The organism is Methanoregula sp., from assembly GCF_049518935.1.
Taxonomy (GTDB): domain Archaea; phylum Halobacteriota; class Methanomicrobia; order Methanomicrobiales; family Methanospirillaceae; genus Methanoregula.
In genome coordinates this window covers 44,965-58,941 of record NZ_JBEKRH010000003.1, presented here as the reverse complement: position 1 = coordinate 58,941, position 13,977 = coordinate 44,965, and the positions used below count along the sequence as shown (strand labels likewise).

11 protein-coding genes are annotated in these 13,977 nt (G+C 49.1%); 5 read left to right on the top strand and 6 right to left on the bottom strand.

Features of this window, described 5'->3' with window-relative positions; genetic code table 11:
• Positions 1 to 3: 3 nt before the first annotated feature.
• Positions 4 to 933, bottom strand: coding sequence for a PAS domain S-box protein (locus tag ABSE13_RS03525; RefSeq protein ID WP_424027109.1), 930 nt, complete (start codon positions 931 to 933; stop codon positions 4 to 6).
• Positions 934 to 1,116: 183 nt separating this feature from the next.
• A complete protein-coding gene (gene uvrC / locus ABSE13_RS03520) occupies positions 1,117 to 2,706 on the bottom strand; it encodes an excinuclease ABC subunit UvrC (RefSeq protein WP_424027108.1) in 1,590 nt (529 codons plus the stop codon).
• A gap of 326 nt (positions 2,707 to 3,032) precedes the next feature.
• Between uvrC and ABSE13_RS03515 the strand changes: the two genes are divergently transcribed.
• Entirely contained in the window at positions 3,033 to 3,323 is a 291-nt protein-coding gene (locus ABSE13_RS03515; protein WP_424027107.1) for a tetratricopeptide repeat protein, read from the top strand.
• A 140-nt stretch (positions 3,324 to 3,463) separates the two neighbouring features.
• On the opposite strand, the gene uvrA is transcribed toward ABSE13_RS03515, so the two are convergent.
• Entirely contained in the window at positions 3,464 to 6,271 is a 2,808-nt protein-coding gene (gene uvrA / locus ABSE13_RS03510) for an excinuclease ABC subunit UvrA (RefSeq protein WP_424027106.1), read from the bottom strand.
• A gap of 231 nt (positions 6,272 to 6,502) precedes the next feature.
• Here uvrA and ABSE13_RS03505 point away from each other — a divergent pair, with 231 nt between their 5' ends.
• Positions 6,503 to 8,437, top strand: coding sequence for a hypothetical protein (locus ABSE13_RS03505; RefSeq protein ID WP_424027105.1), 1,935 nt, complete (start codon positions 6,503 to 6,505; stop codon positions 8,435 to 8,437).
• Positions 8,438 to 8,623: 186 nt separating this feature from the next.
• Here ABSE13_RS03505 and ABSE13_RS03500 read toward each other — a convergent pair whose 3' ends face one another.
• Both ABSE13_RS03500 and ABSE13_RS03495 read right to left on the bottom strand, forming a co-directional pair.
• Positions 8,624 to 8,905, bottom strand: a complete 282-nt coding sequence (locus tag ABSE13_RS03500; RefSeq protein ID WP_424027104.1) for a hypothetical protein — start codon at positions 8,903 to 8,905, stop codon at positions 8,624 to 8,626.
• A gap of 1 nt (position 8,906) precedes the next feature.
• Positions 8,907 to 9,962 (bottom strand): hypothetical protein, encoded by a 1,056-nt coding sequence (locus ABSE13_RS03495; RefSeq protein ID WP_424027103.1) that lies wholly within the window; start codon positions 9,960 to 9,962, stop codon positions 8,907 to 8,909.
• A 383-nt stretch (positions 9,963 to 10,345) separates the two neighbouring features.
• On the opposite strand from ABSE13_RS03495, the gene ABSE13_RS03490 reads away from it, so the two are divergent.
• Positions 10,346 to 11,380 (top strand): alpha/beta fold hydrolase, encoded by a 1,035-nt coding sequence (locus tag ABSE13_RS03490; RefSeq protein WP_424027102.1) that lies wholly within the window; start codon positions 10,346 to 10,348, stop codon positions 11,378 to 11,380.
• A 934-nt stretch (positions 11,381 to 12,314) separates the two neighbouring features.
• Here the strand turns inward: ABSE13_RS03490 and ABSE13_RS03485 are convergent.
• Positions 12,315 to 12,869 carry a DUF3795 domain-containing protein gene (locus ABSE13_RS03485; RefSeq protein ID WP_424027101.1) on the bottom strand — a complete coding sequence of 185 codons (555 nt, stop codon included), beginning with the start codon at positions 12,867 to 12,869 and terminating at the stop codon, positions 12,315 to 12,317.
• A gap of 522 nt (positions 12,870 to 13,391) precedes the next feature.
• On the opposite strand from ABSE13_RS03485, the gene ABSE13_RS03480 reads away from it, so the two are divergent.
• The gene (locus tag ABSE13_RS03480) at positions 13,392 to 13,592 is read left to right on the top strand and encodes a hypothetical protein (RefSeq protein WP_424027100.1); all 201 of its coding nucleotides are present in this window, start codon (positions 13,392 to 13,394) and stop codon (positions 13,590 to 13,592) included.
• Positions 13,589 to 13,879, top strand: a complete 291-nt coding sequence (locus ABSE13_RS03475; RefSeq protein ID WP_424027099.1) for a type II toxin-antitoxin system RelE family toxin — start codon at positions 13,589 to 13,591, stop codon at positions 13,877 to 13,879. Before ABSE13_RS03480 ends, ABSE13_RS03475 begins: the two co-directional genes overlap by 4 nt.
• Positions 13,880 to 13,977: the final 98 nt, after the last annotated feature.

The following is a 13,977-nucleotide window of genomic DNA, read 5'->3' as shown; positions in this document are numbered from 1 at the left end:
CACCTATTCCGTGAGGAATTTTTTCGTCGACGCCGGAACATCCCCCAGGCCTTCAACGATAGTCTTGTTAAGATGAATGATATTGTGCCGGATCTGGTCGAGATTCTTAATCTGGAGCATGAGCGGGGGGACCACATGATCCCGGTTTACCTCTCCACCCTCGATATCACCTACAATGACCGAAAGATTTTCACTCACTACCTCCACAGGTGTCTTCAGCCTCATGGCAGCTTCCTTGATGTATGACAGGTACCGTTCGTGGCTTGTCTTCACTTCGGCCTCAGCTCTCTTGAGGTCAGAGATATCTACGAGGGTTTCGACAGCACCAATAAGGGTTCCCCGCTGATCACGCACCGGTGTGGCAGTGAAAAAAAGGTACGTCCCGCCTTTCAACATCTCCGGGAAAAAGTCAACCGCCTCGTAGGCTCCTTCGACAAGTTTGGATTTCCGGATCTTTCCTTCATACCATTCAGGCAGTTTCTCAATTGCGCCATCAACAAGGAGATCGGCAAGGCACGGGCGTTCCTTGGAATAGAAGCCTTTCCAATGATGAGATGTTCCGACAACATCCTGTTCCTTCACCCCGCTATATTGTTCAAGTACACGATTCCAGGAGATCACCCGGTGGTTTGTATCAATCACAAATTGCAATACCGGCAACCCATGGATGATCGAGTTCAACTGAGCCTCGCTCTTCCCGACTGCGGCCTGAGCTTCCCGTAATGCCCTGAGGGGGAAGAACGAAATGAATACTGCACTTATACCCGCAGCGAGGATAGTTACCAGGATCGATTTCCAGATCCCGATACCTGACAGGAATACCAGATTAATGAGTTCGAATATCGCCATGAGCGAGAACATCCCCATAAAGACGAGGACCAGTGCAATCACCGGATTCTCGCTGAAGTTCTTATGCAGCAGAATCGTATTCATTTTTCCCCCGTAATCGGTTCATTGACCAACGTGAAGTGCTGATTATGAAGGTAAATATATTTTGATGGAAGATTTCCAAAAACCTCACAGCTAATACCTCTGTGGCAGCATGAGGCAGGATTTATTCCCGCACATATCCCATGGATAAAAGAGCGTATTACCGCGATCTCACAAGGGGATTCATTATTTCTTCTTTGACGCTCTTTTCTTTCCATCCCCGCCAGGCGCGGCTTTCTTTCTCAGTAACCGGTTGTACGAGATGGCGAACCGGTGCGCTTCATCCCGGATCTCTTGTACGTAACGGAGCGCCATGCCTTTCTCATCCAGCCGCCGGGGCAGCGTCTCCCCCACCACAAAGATCTCTTCTTCCCGTTTGGCAATCGCAACGACCGGGATCGTAAGATCGAGTTCACGAAGGATCTCATCGGCCGCAGAGAGCTGCCCCTTTCCGCCATCGATGATGATCAGGTCCGGAAGCGCGGTATCCTCGCGGATGAGCCGGTTATACCTGCGCTTAACTATCTCTGCGATTGACGCAAAGTCGTCAATCCCGGTCACGGTCTTGATCTTGAATCTCCGGTAATTCTTTTTGTCCGGCACCCCGTTGCGGAACTGTACCATGGAACCGACCATCGCGGTGCCGGAAAGATGCGAGATGTCAAAACATTCGATCACTTCGGGAAGGTCCACAAGGTCAAGCGATGCCTGGAGATCCTTCACTTTCAGTTCGTTTTTTAAGAACGCATATTCGATATTCTTCTCGACCAGTTCGAGCAGCTTCTTCTTCTCGCCGATCCGGGGCACCGTCACCTGGACAGCTTTGCCCTTGCGCTCCCCAAGGTATTCCGACATGGCTTCACCTACCTCTGCCGGTACGATCAGCTCTGACGGGGGAGTACGATCCGCGTAATACTGCACGAGGAATTCCTCAAAGAAATCTTCGCCATTGTCAAACGAATATTCCTGTTTGCCGGCCAGGAGCCCTTTCTCTACCGAGAAGACCATCAGGTACACCGTATCATCGGAGATGGTGTAAGCGATCACATCCTGATCGTTCTCTTTGGGCCGTTCGACATTCTGCCGTTCGGTAAGGTGGGATATCGCGGTGATCTGGTTGCGGAGAGCCAGGGATTTTTCAAACTCCTGGCGGGCCGAATAGTCCGCCATCTCTTCTTTCAGGGAGACGAGCAGCTCACCCGCTCTGCCTTTCAGCACTTCAGCCGCCCGCTCCACCTGCTTCTGGTAGTTCTCCTCGCTAATCTCGCCGATGCACGGGGCGCTGCAGGTATGCATGTGGTGCCGGAGGCAGGCACGTTTTGGCAGTTTCCTGCAGGAACGCAGGAGGAAGATACGTTTGATGATCCGAATGAGGGAGTCGCGCTCCGCGGCGGAGACAAACGGCCCGAAATACGTGGCATCTCCCTTGGCGCCCATGCGCCTCGCGATACCGATACGGGGGAACGGTTCACGCGTGAGTTCGATATAGGCGTACCGCTTTGCATCCTTGAGATCGATATTGTATTTCGGCTGGTGTTTTTTTATGAGATTATTTTCCAGGAGCAGCGCTTCGGTCTCGGTATTGGTCACCATCACGCTGATACGTGCGATGGCGGCAACGAGGCGACGGGTCTTGGGGTCGTGATCCTTTTTCTGGAAGTAACTGCTCACCCTTTTTTTGAGATTTTTTGCCTTGCCGATATAGATGATCGCGCCCTCCTTGTCGAGAAAGAGGTAGCAGCCAGGGTTACCTGGCAGGGTAGCGGTATCGAACATTCCTGTAGGAGAGTCTCTCCCGCCAGCTATTAAGGGATAAGCATAGCTCATACAAAGGAAATGAAGACAGGGGCCTTCATCGCCATTGGACCGTCGTTATCCTGATGATATTTGAACAGGGTATCGGGATACCTGTGATGAAGACAACGCAACCGCTACGTGGAGACTACCGGGGGGGTCCTATAAAAGGAACGAACAAAATCAGATTTGGAGGGGAGCAATGATACTGCATTTTAACGCCGTGATGCGAATAATTAAATAATTCGGAATATATCCATATTCTTCTACTGAGTTTTCCTCCACCAGATCATGGAGGGGGATGTCTTATGGAATGGCTTTATGCACGGGGAATCCCGATTGAGGCCCAGTTCTTATACCGAAAAGCGCTGGATCTTTCCAAACGGGGAAATGATGAGTCTGCGTTAAAATACCTGATGCAGGCTGTCGTTATTGCCCCTAAGTATGCAAGGGCATTTTTTGAGATGGGAAACTGCCTTGCACGCCTGGGAAGGTTCCGCGAGGCCCGGGAGAAATACGAGCGTGCAAGCCACATCGATCCCGGGCTTTCCGGATCCGAAAAAGCAGGGAGGGTGAAGGGACCGGATGCAGGTACGTGATGAGCGCAAAACCCGGGCGTACCAGTCTTTGCATCTGCGATGACTGATTTGAGAGGCCGCCAGGCTTCGAGTCGGTTTGCACGCAGGGCATCATTTTTTTTAGTGAATCATCGGCAGCAAAAACTGGGGAAAAAATTCCCTCACTTCGTGGCAAGGATCGGCTTGAGGAACTCTCCCGTGTAGCTCCCCTTCGTCCCTGCCACTTTCTCCGGTGTCCCGGCCGCGATGATCTCCCCACCGGCATCGCCGCCCTCGGGCCCGATGTCGATGAGGTGATCGGCGGATTTGACCACGTCGAGGTTGTGCTCGATCACGATCACGGTGTTGCCCTTCTCGACGAGATCGTCGAGCACCTTGATCAGTTTCTTCGTATCGTCGAAGTGGAGCCCGGTCGTCGGTTCGTCCAGGAGGTAGAGGGTCCTGCCCGTCGCACGCTTCGCAAGCTCGCGGGTGAGTTTGATCCGCTGCGCCTCGCCACCCGAGAGGGTGGTCGAACTCTGGCCGAGCTTGATGTAGTCGAGGCCGACCCTTGACAAGGTCTCGAGTTTCGTCCGGATGGACGGGATGTTCTCGAAGTGCTTCATCGCTTCTTCGACACTCATATCGAGGACGTCGGCGATCGACTTGCCCTTGTACAGTACCTCCAGCGTCTCCCGGTTGTACCGCTTGCCCTTGCACTCCTCGCACTCGATATACACATCGGGGAGGAAGTTCATCTCGATCTTGATGAGGCCGTCGCCCTCGCACGCCTCGCACCGGCCGCCCCGGATGTTGAAGGAGAACCGGCCGGGCGCAAATCCCCGCATCTTCGCCTCCTTGGTCCCGGCAAAGACCGTGCGGATCTCGTCGAAGACTTTTGTGTAGGTCGCGGGGTTGGACCGGGGGGTCTTCCCGATCGGGGACTGGTCGATCACGATCACCTTATCGATCTCGGCGTCGAAGACGATCTTGTCGTGCTTCCCGGCCTGCTCCCGGGACTTGTTGATGATCTGCATCATGCCCTTGTAGAGGGTCTCGTACACGAGCGTAGACTTCCCGCTGCCCGAGACACCGGTGACGACCGTGAGGAGGCCGATCGGGAACTTCGCGGTGATGTTCTTCAGGTTATTCTCCTTGCAGCCTTTGATCGTGATGTACTGTTTCGGGGCCCGGCGCTTTTTCGGCACATCAATCTGCTTTGCCCCGGAGAGGTACTGGCCGGTCAGGGACTTTTTGTTCTTCTCGATCTGCTTCGGGTTGCCTTCCGCAACAACGTCGCCGCCGTGCATCCCGGCCCCGGGGCCCATGTCGATGACGTGCTCTGCGGACCGGATCATGTCCTCGTCATGCTCTACCACGAGGACCGTGTTCCCGAGGTCGCGGAGCATCCGTAGGGTCTCGATCAGTTTCCGGTTGTCGCGCTGGTGGAGACCGATGGAGGGCTCGTCGAGGACGTAGAGGACGCCCATCAGGTTCGAGCCGATCTGGGTGGCGAGCCGGATCCGCTGGGCTTCCCCGCCGGAGAGGGTCCCGGCGTTCCGGGAGAGCGTGAGATACCCGAGACCGACTTTTTCCAGGAAGTCGAGCCGGGACTGGATCTCCTTGATGATCTGGTGTGCGATCTCCCGCTCCTTGTCGGTCAGTTTCAGGGTCCGGAACCAAGTGGCGCTGCCCGAGACCGGCATGTCGGTGACACCGATGATGGACTTCCCGTCGATCCGGACCGCGAGCACCTTGTCCTTGAGCCGCTTGCCGTTACAGGCCGGGCAGGGAGAGACCCGCATGTAGCCTTCGAGCTCGCGTTTCCGCCAGTCCGACTGGGTTTGGGCATAGAGCCGTGCGGTCTGGGGGAGGAGGCCTTCCCATTCCCCGGTGTGCGACCACTCGGCATCGCCGCCTTTCATGCTCATCGAGAACTTCATCCGCCGGTCCGATCCGTACATCAGGGCATTGTACTGCTCTTCCGTAAGATCCTTGATCGGCGTGAGGGCCGAGAAACCATAGTTCTTCGCGAGGGTCGCGAGGTACTGCCCCCGGAACCCGTCCATCGGGTTGCGGTACGGGGCAACGGCACCGTCGGCCAGGCACCGGTCCTTGTCCGGGATGATCAGGTCCGGGTCGAACTCCATCTTCACCCCGAGCCCGTGACACTCCTCGCAGGCCCCGAACGGGCTGTTGAACGAGAACATCCGGGGCTGGAGTTCCTCGAACGCCATCCCGCAGACCGGGCAGGCCATGAGGGACGAGTACGTGGACTCCTTCCCCTCTTCGTCCGCGACGAGCACGAGCCCCCCGGACTTCTTCAGGCAGTTCTCCACCGCCTCGGCGAGCCGGGACCGGTCTGAGGCATCGAGCCGGTCGATGACGATCTCGATGTCCTGCATCTTGTACCGGTCGAGTTTGATCTCCTCGTCGGTCCGGATGATCTTCCCGTTGACCCGGACCCGGGTGAACCCTTCCTTGTTGAGATCCTTGAGGAGCTGCTGGTACGTCCCCTTCTTCTGCCGGACAATGGGGGCGAGGACCGTGACCTGGCCCGGGTGCTCGGCCGCAATCTGGTCGGCGATCTTATCGGGCGTCTGGGCCGCGATGGGAATATTGTGCTCAGGACAGAACGGCGTCCCGATCCGGGCATAGAGGAGACGGAGGTAATCGTAGATCTCGGTGACGGTCCCGACCGTGGACCGGGGATTCTTGGAGGTAGTCTTCTGCTCGATGGAGATTGCAGGCGAGAGCCCCTCGATGGAGTCCACGTCCGGTTTCTGCATGATGCCGAGGAACTGCCGGGCGTACGAGGAGAGGGACTCCACGTACCGGCGCTGCCCTTCCGCATAGAGCGTGTCGAACGCGAGCGTGGATTTGCCGGAGCCGGAGACGCCGGTGATGACAACGAGCTTGTCCCGGGGGATCGTGACGCTGATATTTTTGAGGTTGTGCTGGCGGGCACCTTTGATGATGATATCTTTCATTGTAGGTGCTGAGACAGTTTGACGTGGGGTATTAAAGAGGTGAGGATTGTGCTATGTGAAAGTGTGAGGGACTTTCTCACGGCAATTTACTAAAGCCCGAATTTATCGACAAAAAATTCATTAACCCCTAGGCTTGCATATTTTGGGCTTTTAGCAAATAATCTGAACACTTTCACATTTAAAAAATGCATATATTTATGCTTTGATAATCCAATTTTGATTTGACCTCCGATGAAATCCATGAAACAAAGTCAAAAAGTAAGAACTGCTTTTGATTCCATATTACGTACTGATTACATTTCAATTGACAATATTGAACAAATGAAAAATTTGGATAAATATTACATCGATTTTTACAACAATATTGGAGGTTTGCTTCAAAAACAGGGCAATTTTATTTCTGGGAGAAGGGGGACTGGAAAAACTGCTTTACTTTATCGAGGATATTATGAATGCCTAAAAACAATATCCCCAAAACTGGATGAGCGAAGTCCTTTTTTTAATAATGAAGATAAAATCCTTCCAATATTTATTAACCTGACAACCTGCAATGAACTGCTTGATCCCAATAATGATCAAAAATTATTGGAGATTCATTTTATAAGACAAATTATTGAAAATTTAAAACGACAACTAAATTTTATTTTTGATGACACTTTTTTAAGGGTATTTAAAAAAGAAAATCCTGCTCTTCAAGATCTCGATTATATTGAGCAGTTATTGATAAAGGGTATACCAATTAAGCATTCTTCACTTTATTCGGTCGAAGATACAGAAACTAGTTCTAAGAATAGTTCAGTTGACGTAAGTCTTAGTATTAGTGACGCCCAATTAGGTGGAAAACAAAAAGAGACAAACAAATTAGAGAAAACAACAAAAAAGGATGAAATACGTGGTTTAAATGTCCAAGAGTTTTTAAATAAAATTAATGATATCCGAAAAAAAGCAAAAATTGACTGCATCTACATTTTTATTGATGAATTTTCAGATATGAATACTGAAACACAAGAAAAATTTTCAAATCTTTTAAAAAATTTTTTGGGATCGAAAAACGAACTTTTTTTTAAGATAGGGACCATCACTGATCGCTATACATTTGGCAATAAAATAATAACCGGTAGAGATATTTTCCCTATTTCTTTAGATTTTAATGAATATGTTGAAAGATATGGTGGCGCGGTTACAGCAGTTAAACAAACACAACGTTTTGCTGAACAAGTGGTATCAAAACGATTGGAGATTTTTTGCCCTGAATTGAAGTTTTCTGACGTATTTAGTATAAAAGAAGATCTTGTATATCAAAGAATTTCATTAGAAGTAGTGGGTGTCCCAAGAACAATCGGGCTAATTTTACAAAACGCTTGGATTCAATGTCAGAATGTTGATACTATTGATAAAAAAATCGGTATTGCCGAGCTTAATTATGGAATCAGAACTGCTCGAAAGACGTATTATAAACAATTTGAAGGAGCTGTGAAAAAGGGCCTAATACCGGAATTTTACATGGATCTTTGGAATGATCTTTTAGGGAAAGCTATAGCAGAAAAAAATAAAAATGCTGCGAGACCGTCAAGTCATTTCATGATCAATCCAGAAAAGAAACATTATTTGAATATTTATTGTGAAAATTTTTTAATTCATTTTTTGGAAGAGAACCGAACCGCAAAATATGGCGGAAAGTTTAATTTATACTGCATAGATTACGATTTTTGCACTGAATATAATATTAAATTTGCTGAGTTGAGAGATGAATTTTCATCACAGCGTTTTGTTTATGATGATATTTTGAGTAAGTATGATCCATATTTCACAAAAGATAGGATAAAATCTTACAAATGTCCAAAATGTGGCAATATTTACGATGAGAATCAACTTGGGGAATATTCAGTAAAAAGATGCATTCAAGACGATGAAAAATTAATTGAAATAATTCATAAATCCTCACCAACATTAATGGAGGAATATACTGAAGTTGAAACAAAGATTATAGGAATGATCACATCACTAAAACGAGAAGAAGCTATGACCGCAAAAGAAATTGCGGATGCTGTTGGCTGTAATAAACAAAAAGTGGCCGTTTGGGGATCACTTGTGTTAGTAAAAAAACAAATGATTAATACTTTTAAAGAAAAGGGAAAAAATCGATACTATTCTAGTGATTCATAATTTTACCTTTCGTTCGCCTTTGTGCCCACTGTTACGGTGAAACTAGACTGAAATTCCTGGCCCGTCAATCAAAATAGAGGGGCGGATCCGCAGCACTCATATGTTTCGGCCCGTCAATACAATTTCTCTACAGTGCCATCGATTCTGGAAAATTACGAGGGTCTAATCCGACCCGGGCCTGAGTTTTTAAATCAAACTTTTTTGTTTATAGATTTCAATCAAATTTTCTTCCAAAAGAGGACATTTCACCAGTTCAACAAAATCATTTTTTTCTAGTTTGAGCTGATCCGCCATTCGACCTATAAGATAATCATTAAGATCGCCAGGATTATGACTCATTTTTGTATAGATTGTGGATTTTTTCCCGTTAAAGTAAAAATAATAGAAGATGTGTTTTCTATCTCGTTCATCTTTGAACCCCTTTTTTAGGAAAGAACGATGTGCTTTTTGGCCTTTAAGGGAAACCATTTTACTCTCCAATTATTTTTTTAAGGACTTTCCTAAACTCTATTGCTGGCTTGGTTAAATTGGAAACATCTTCTTGTACGTAGCCCTTCCACAACATCCCCATTTGTTCCTGAATATCCTCAACAGCTAGATTAAAAACGCCATTAATTGCAAAAATGTTGAACACTTTGCTATCGACAATATATTTGCTTTCGATCTTATCGTAATTTACGTTGAGGACGATATCAGATTTTAAATTGACAAATTTATCATCAATTTTAATTTGTTGGATGGAAATTGTCTTGATGCCCCTTATCGCCAATTCCGATTCGAGTAAAATAGTATTTGCATCCGCCATCATGCCAGAAATGGACACAAAGTTTCCTGTATTAGATCTTACAACCTCTTCAATTTCAGGTTTATATTTACAAAAGATCTTTCCATCGGGCGTTTCAATCTGACAGGAATGTTTTTTGGTAACGTTTAATTCCACTAATCTACCAGAAATTGTTCGTTCTGATTGGGTTATCTCTCGTTCCAAAGCTTGTTTGATTTTCGGTTTTCTCTTTGGATTCAACTCACGAAGATTGTTATCCTCTATTTTACCGATGCCAATTTTGACATCATATTTTGAATTTTCGTCTGGCCATATTTCATCAACCTCTGACAGAATATGATATCGTCTACCTTCATCTGAGATTACTGGTGAAAGATCCGGATAAATATTATCCCTTTGTCGAACAATCTCAAAAACGTCATTTGTTTTTAGTATGGCTCTCTCTCCTAATGTTTTTCCTATATCAGGAAACGGAAGTGCAGTTTGGGTTTGACTAAGACCAACGATTGCATCGCTGCTGTTAATAGTCATTTTCTTTAAAACAAGTTCGCAATTTTCTACAATAAACCCGGGATATCTACCAGCATGCCGGCAATCGTCCTCATTTATATCTTCACAAATTTGATATAGAATATTTTGAAGATTTTGGAAATAAGATGCAATAAGAGTTATAGGTACATCTTTGCTGTCTTCATCTTTAGATTTGATATAAATTCTAATTTGGCGACTTTCGTTTTGCATTGGCTCGCTCGGTGAAATTAATATAAGTACGTATATTCAATACCATCATAATATAAATTGTTGCTTCCTGTGCTGGGTGAAAGTGGGTTTTCATCCATAATTACCTCTTCGAAATCGACGCGATGTTATTTTTTTTCAACAGAAGAGAATTCCCGGTTGGTTTCACATGGTTCGTCCCGACCAGTCCGCACCAGCGCTGTTCAGTGCCCAAGTACCAGCACCTGACGACGGGTCCGGTACTAAACCGGCCTCGGGTCCCCCAACCACCACAATCCCGGCCCGCCCCGCCGCACGTAATCGGCACGAAAGGCGGGGGATCACGATCCCGCTTCGGGTTTTCCCGGCCGCAACAATTTATGTGCAGCCACTCAAAAACTGCTGTTATGGTACTTCCAAACGCCCCGGCTGCTGAGGCCGGCAGCCCGGCGCTTGTCCGTAGTGATTTCCAGGTGACGACCATCGACGGGCAAACGATACACGTCCGCGAGATCAGGCCGCAGGATGGCCCGGGTGAAGAGCCCCTGATCCTGGTTCATGGCGCCCGGGTGCCGGGTATCGCATCGTTCGACCTCGATGTACCCCATGGATCGCTGGCAGGGGATCTCGCATCGCAGCTCGGCAGGATCGTATATGTAATGGATGCCCGGGGCTATGGGGGCTCATCCAGATCCGAAGCCATGAATAAACCTCCGGGAGAAAGTCACCCGCTCTCCCGTGCGTACGAAATGGTCCGCGACATCGATGCGGTCGTTCGGGAAGCGTCGCGCCGAAACGGGGGAGCCCAGGTTGGCCTGTTCGGCTGGGCAACGGGCGGGATGTGGGCTGCGTACTACGCATCGCTCTGGCCGGACCGGGTTGGGCACATCGTGATGCTCAATGCCCTGTACGGCGGCGCTTCCGAACACCCCGCTATCGGACCCGGGTCGCCGATTTCCGATCCGGGACATCCGGACCGTTTCACGCCAAAGGCGGGTGGCTACGCACTCAATGATTCAGCTTCTCTTCTGCCTTCGTGGGATCGTTCGATTCCCTCAACCGATAAGGCGGACTGGCGTGACCCCGCCGTTGCAGAAGCCTATACCGAAGCCGCACTGCGCAGCGATCCTCTGTCGGACCGGCACAGCCCGCCAGCGTTCCGGGCACCGAGGGGTGCCATGGAGGATAGTTTCTACCAGGCAGGAGGAAGGCGCCTCTTCGACGCATCCTCAATTACTTCGCCGGTGCTGATCATACGATCGGAACGGGATTTCTGGAGCCGACCTGAAGACGCCCGGGCTTTCGCGCACGATGCGGTTCACGCTGCGAACGTGAGGATAGTTACGATCCCCGACGCTACTCATTACGTGCACCTTGATCGACCGGAACATGGACGCGACCGGTTGATGAGTGAACTTGTCGGGTTTTTCGCCCACGGGTAACAGGTACTAATTGGGTCGGGGATGAGGTTTGTGGGTTCAGGTGCCGGGACTCATTTTGTGCCGGCTCTTCTCAGCCATTGGTTCCGGAGAGTGACGACGGTTCCGGTACTATATCCGGCCCCGGGTCCGCCCAACAACCACAGGCCCGGCCCCGCCCCAAACGCACGCGGCCCGACACGGAAAGCGGGTGACAACAATCCCACATCAGGTTTCCAAAAAAAATCCGGTCTAACTGATTACCTGATCAAATCATGTGGCCAGAAAAATTTTTGGATCCAAACACAATCGTACCGGAATTTTTCCGGCCGTAGCCGACACGAACAAAAAATATTTCCGGTCCGGACCCGGGCCACGAAAAAATTCCCATGATCCATGCTCCCTAACTCTTCCCGATCGCCCCATCCCGGTTTCCCACCGACGAAGCCCTCCCTTTTCTCTGATGTAAAACCCGATCCGGAAAACAGGGGTTCTTTTCTCGCACCCTATGCCCCAGCCCGTCTTTCCGAATATCTGCTGCTGTATCGTTGCTAAATGTGGTCTTTTCCGGGCACAAACAGGATGCCAGATCGCTAATCAGAGAATAAAATGGCCGTTCCCTGAAATCAGGGTGCTTCTTTTTGCTGAAAAGTTGTCTGTCGGATCCCCGGAAAGGGCAATCGGAGGTCAAAATGGCTTCTGTTGACCTCATCCCCATCCTCCTCCCCCGGACACCTCCGGTTCCGGAGATTCACGGGTCCGGTACTAAATCCGGTTCCTGGTCCGTCAATCAAAAGAGAGGCCCCGGGTCCGCACCGCCACGCGATCGCGAAGGGAGGGGTGACTCCCCCCGTGGGGTACCCCCTCTGGCGTGGGGGGTCCGGCTATCACTCATTACCACTATTGCTGGCAGACTTTGCTGGAAGGGACCTGGCGATCCCGCGCCAAAAATTTCCTTTCATTTTCTCAACTTCAGATAATAATTCCTTTGCTTGGCAATTTCATCCAATATTAAATGAAGGACTCGTGACTTCTCTTTAATTTCCAATCCATCAGAATTTTTCCTGGCTTTAGTCAATGCTACTTCCAGTTCCCTGATTTCCATAACGGTAGCTGCAATACAATAATAGCTTTTTGAACGTCCTTCATTGAATTCCCGCAACATCTCTTTTATCAGGTGTTCTCTTATTTTTTGCGACTTTTCAAACTCATTTACCCCGTTCTTTTGAATAAATGCAATATCATCTTCAAGTTTTTGATAACACTTGAATGAATCGGTTTTTTTCCCGGAATCTCTATGTTTCTTCCATTTCTCACAGGTTTCGTTTTCTTGACAATTCCAACAAAATTCGATTCCTTTTTTCTTCAGCGCACACGTGATAAACGGGCAGCCGGCACTCATTCTGGATTCGGTTTTACATCCGCCGCACTTACTTGCACCTTCAGTATGGAAATGAGGGCAAAGTCTGCAGGAAAGCCCGCAAATACCAATTTCAGGGTATTTTATTTTCATTCTTATCCCTTTACTCTAATATCACCCGGTATTTCTATAATAATGAATCATACGGGGAGTGAAAATAAGAGGAGAAAAGTGACGGAAATAAGAACGGAAAAAATCCTCACCACGTTATATCCCCATCCCGGTAATAATCCCCACAATCTCCCGCGTTGTCGCCTTTGTCCACAACCTGCGCCAGTGCCAGCCCCATCATTTCGACGAACAATGCCAGGAACACACTTCATGTGCTCATTCTTCCCGGATGCCTCGATTACCTCATCCCACCTCCGCCTTCACAAGAGACGGCACCCTCCCAATCCGGTTCCGGACCGTCAATCGAAAAGAACCGATCTGCCTCACACGCATGCGACCCGACCCGTCCGGTACCGGCGTTGCTCAGTGCCCCCGGCTCCGGAGAAGCACGACGGCCTCAGTACCTGATAGGGTTCCGTCAATCACTGATAGGACGGGGCCGCACCACGCATGAAGGAAAAATTCGCCAAAAGTATTCATACTTACAATGCTTACAACTTGCTCATGTCTGCGGTAAAACGGATACCCGTAACAGAACCGGTATGGAAGGATCTTGCGGAGATGCGGGCAGCCGGCCAGACCTATACGGATCTCCTGGCAGAAATGATCGAGGACCGGAAACGGCGCAGGCTCGAAGAAGATGTCAGGACGTGGAGCGGCCGGAAGAAAGAAGGGTACGTTTCACTTTCGGAGATTAAGGAGTGACATTCTCCCTTGTACTCTGGCACGAGTTATCTGATGAGATCAATCGCCTGCCGGACAAGACACGCAGGATCATCAAGACTGCCCTGAAACGGCTTGAAGAAGATCCATTCCCGGGAAGCCAGGGCGATAAAGAAAAACTGGTTTTACGAGGCGGGGTTGTAATTTACCGGCTTCACATTTCCCGCAGTTACACCGCATTTTACGATATCGATAAAGAGGAAAAACTGGTGATTGTCCAGGAGATCCTGCCAATCGAACAGGCTCATAAAAAATACGGATACTATTGATTTATTTTCTCACCTGTTTTGTGGGTCTCTGATTTTTTGAGGGGGGCCGAATCTTCTGTACCTGCACATCTCAGTATCCCCGGTTCCGGCAACTGACG

Coding starts and splice junctions, on each gene's coding strand:
- ABSE13_RS03525 (WP_424027109.1), bottom strand. CDS start 933: ATGAATACGATTCTGCTGCATAAGAACTTCAGCGAGAATCCGGTGATT.
- uvrC (WP_424027108.1), bottom strand. CDS start 2,706: ATGTTCGATACCGCTACCCTGCCAGGTAACCCTGGCTGCTACCTCTTT.
- ABSE13_RS03515 (WP_424027107.1), top strand. CDS start 3,033: ATGGAATGGCTTTATGCACGGGGAATCCCGATTGAGGCCCAGTTCTTA.
- uvrA (WP_424027106.1), bottom strand. CDS start 6,271: ATGAAAGATATCATCATCAAAGGTGCCCGCCAGCACAACCTCAAAAAT.
- ABSE13_RS03505 (WP_424027105.1), top strand. CDS start 6,503: ATGAAATCCATGAAACAAAGTCAAAAAGTAAGAACTGCTTTTGATTCC.
- ABSE13_RS03500 (WP_424027104.1), bottom strand. CDS start 8,905: ATGGTTTCCCTTAAAGGCCAAAAAGCACATCGTTCTTTCCTAAAAAAG.
- ABSE13_RS03495 (WP_424027103.1), bottom strand. CDS start 9,962: ATGCAAAACGAAAGTCGCCAAATTAGAATTTATATCAAATCTAAAGAT.
- ABSE13_RS03490 (WP_424027102.1), top strand. CDS start 10,346: ATGGTACTTCCAAACGCCCCGGCTGCTGAGGCCGGCAGCCCGGCGCTT.
- ABSE13_RS03485 (WP_424027101.1), bottom strand. CDS start 12,869: ATGAAAATAAAATACCCTGAAATTGGTATTTGCGGGCTTTCCTGCAGA.
- ABSE13_RS03480 (WP_424027100.1), top strand. CDS start 13,392: ATGTCTGCGGTAAAACGGATACCCGTAACAGAACCGGTATGGAAGGAT.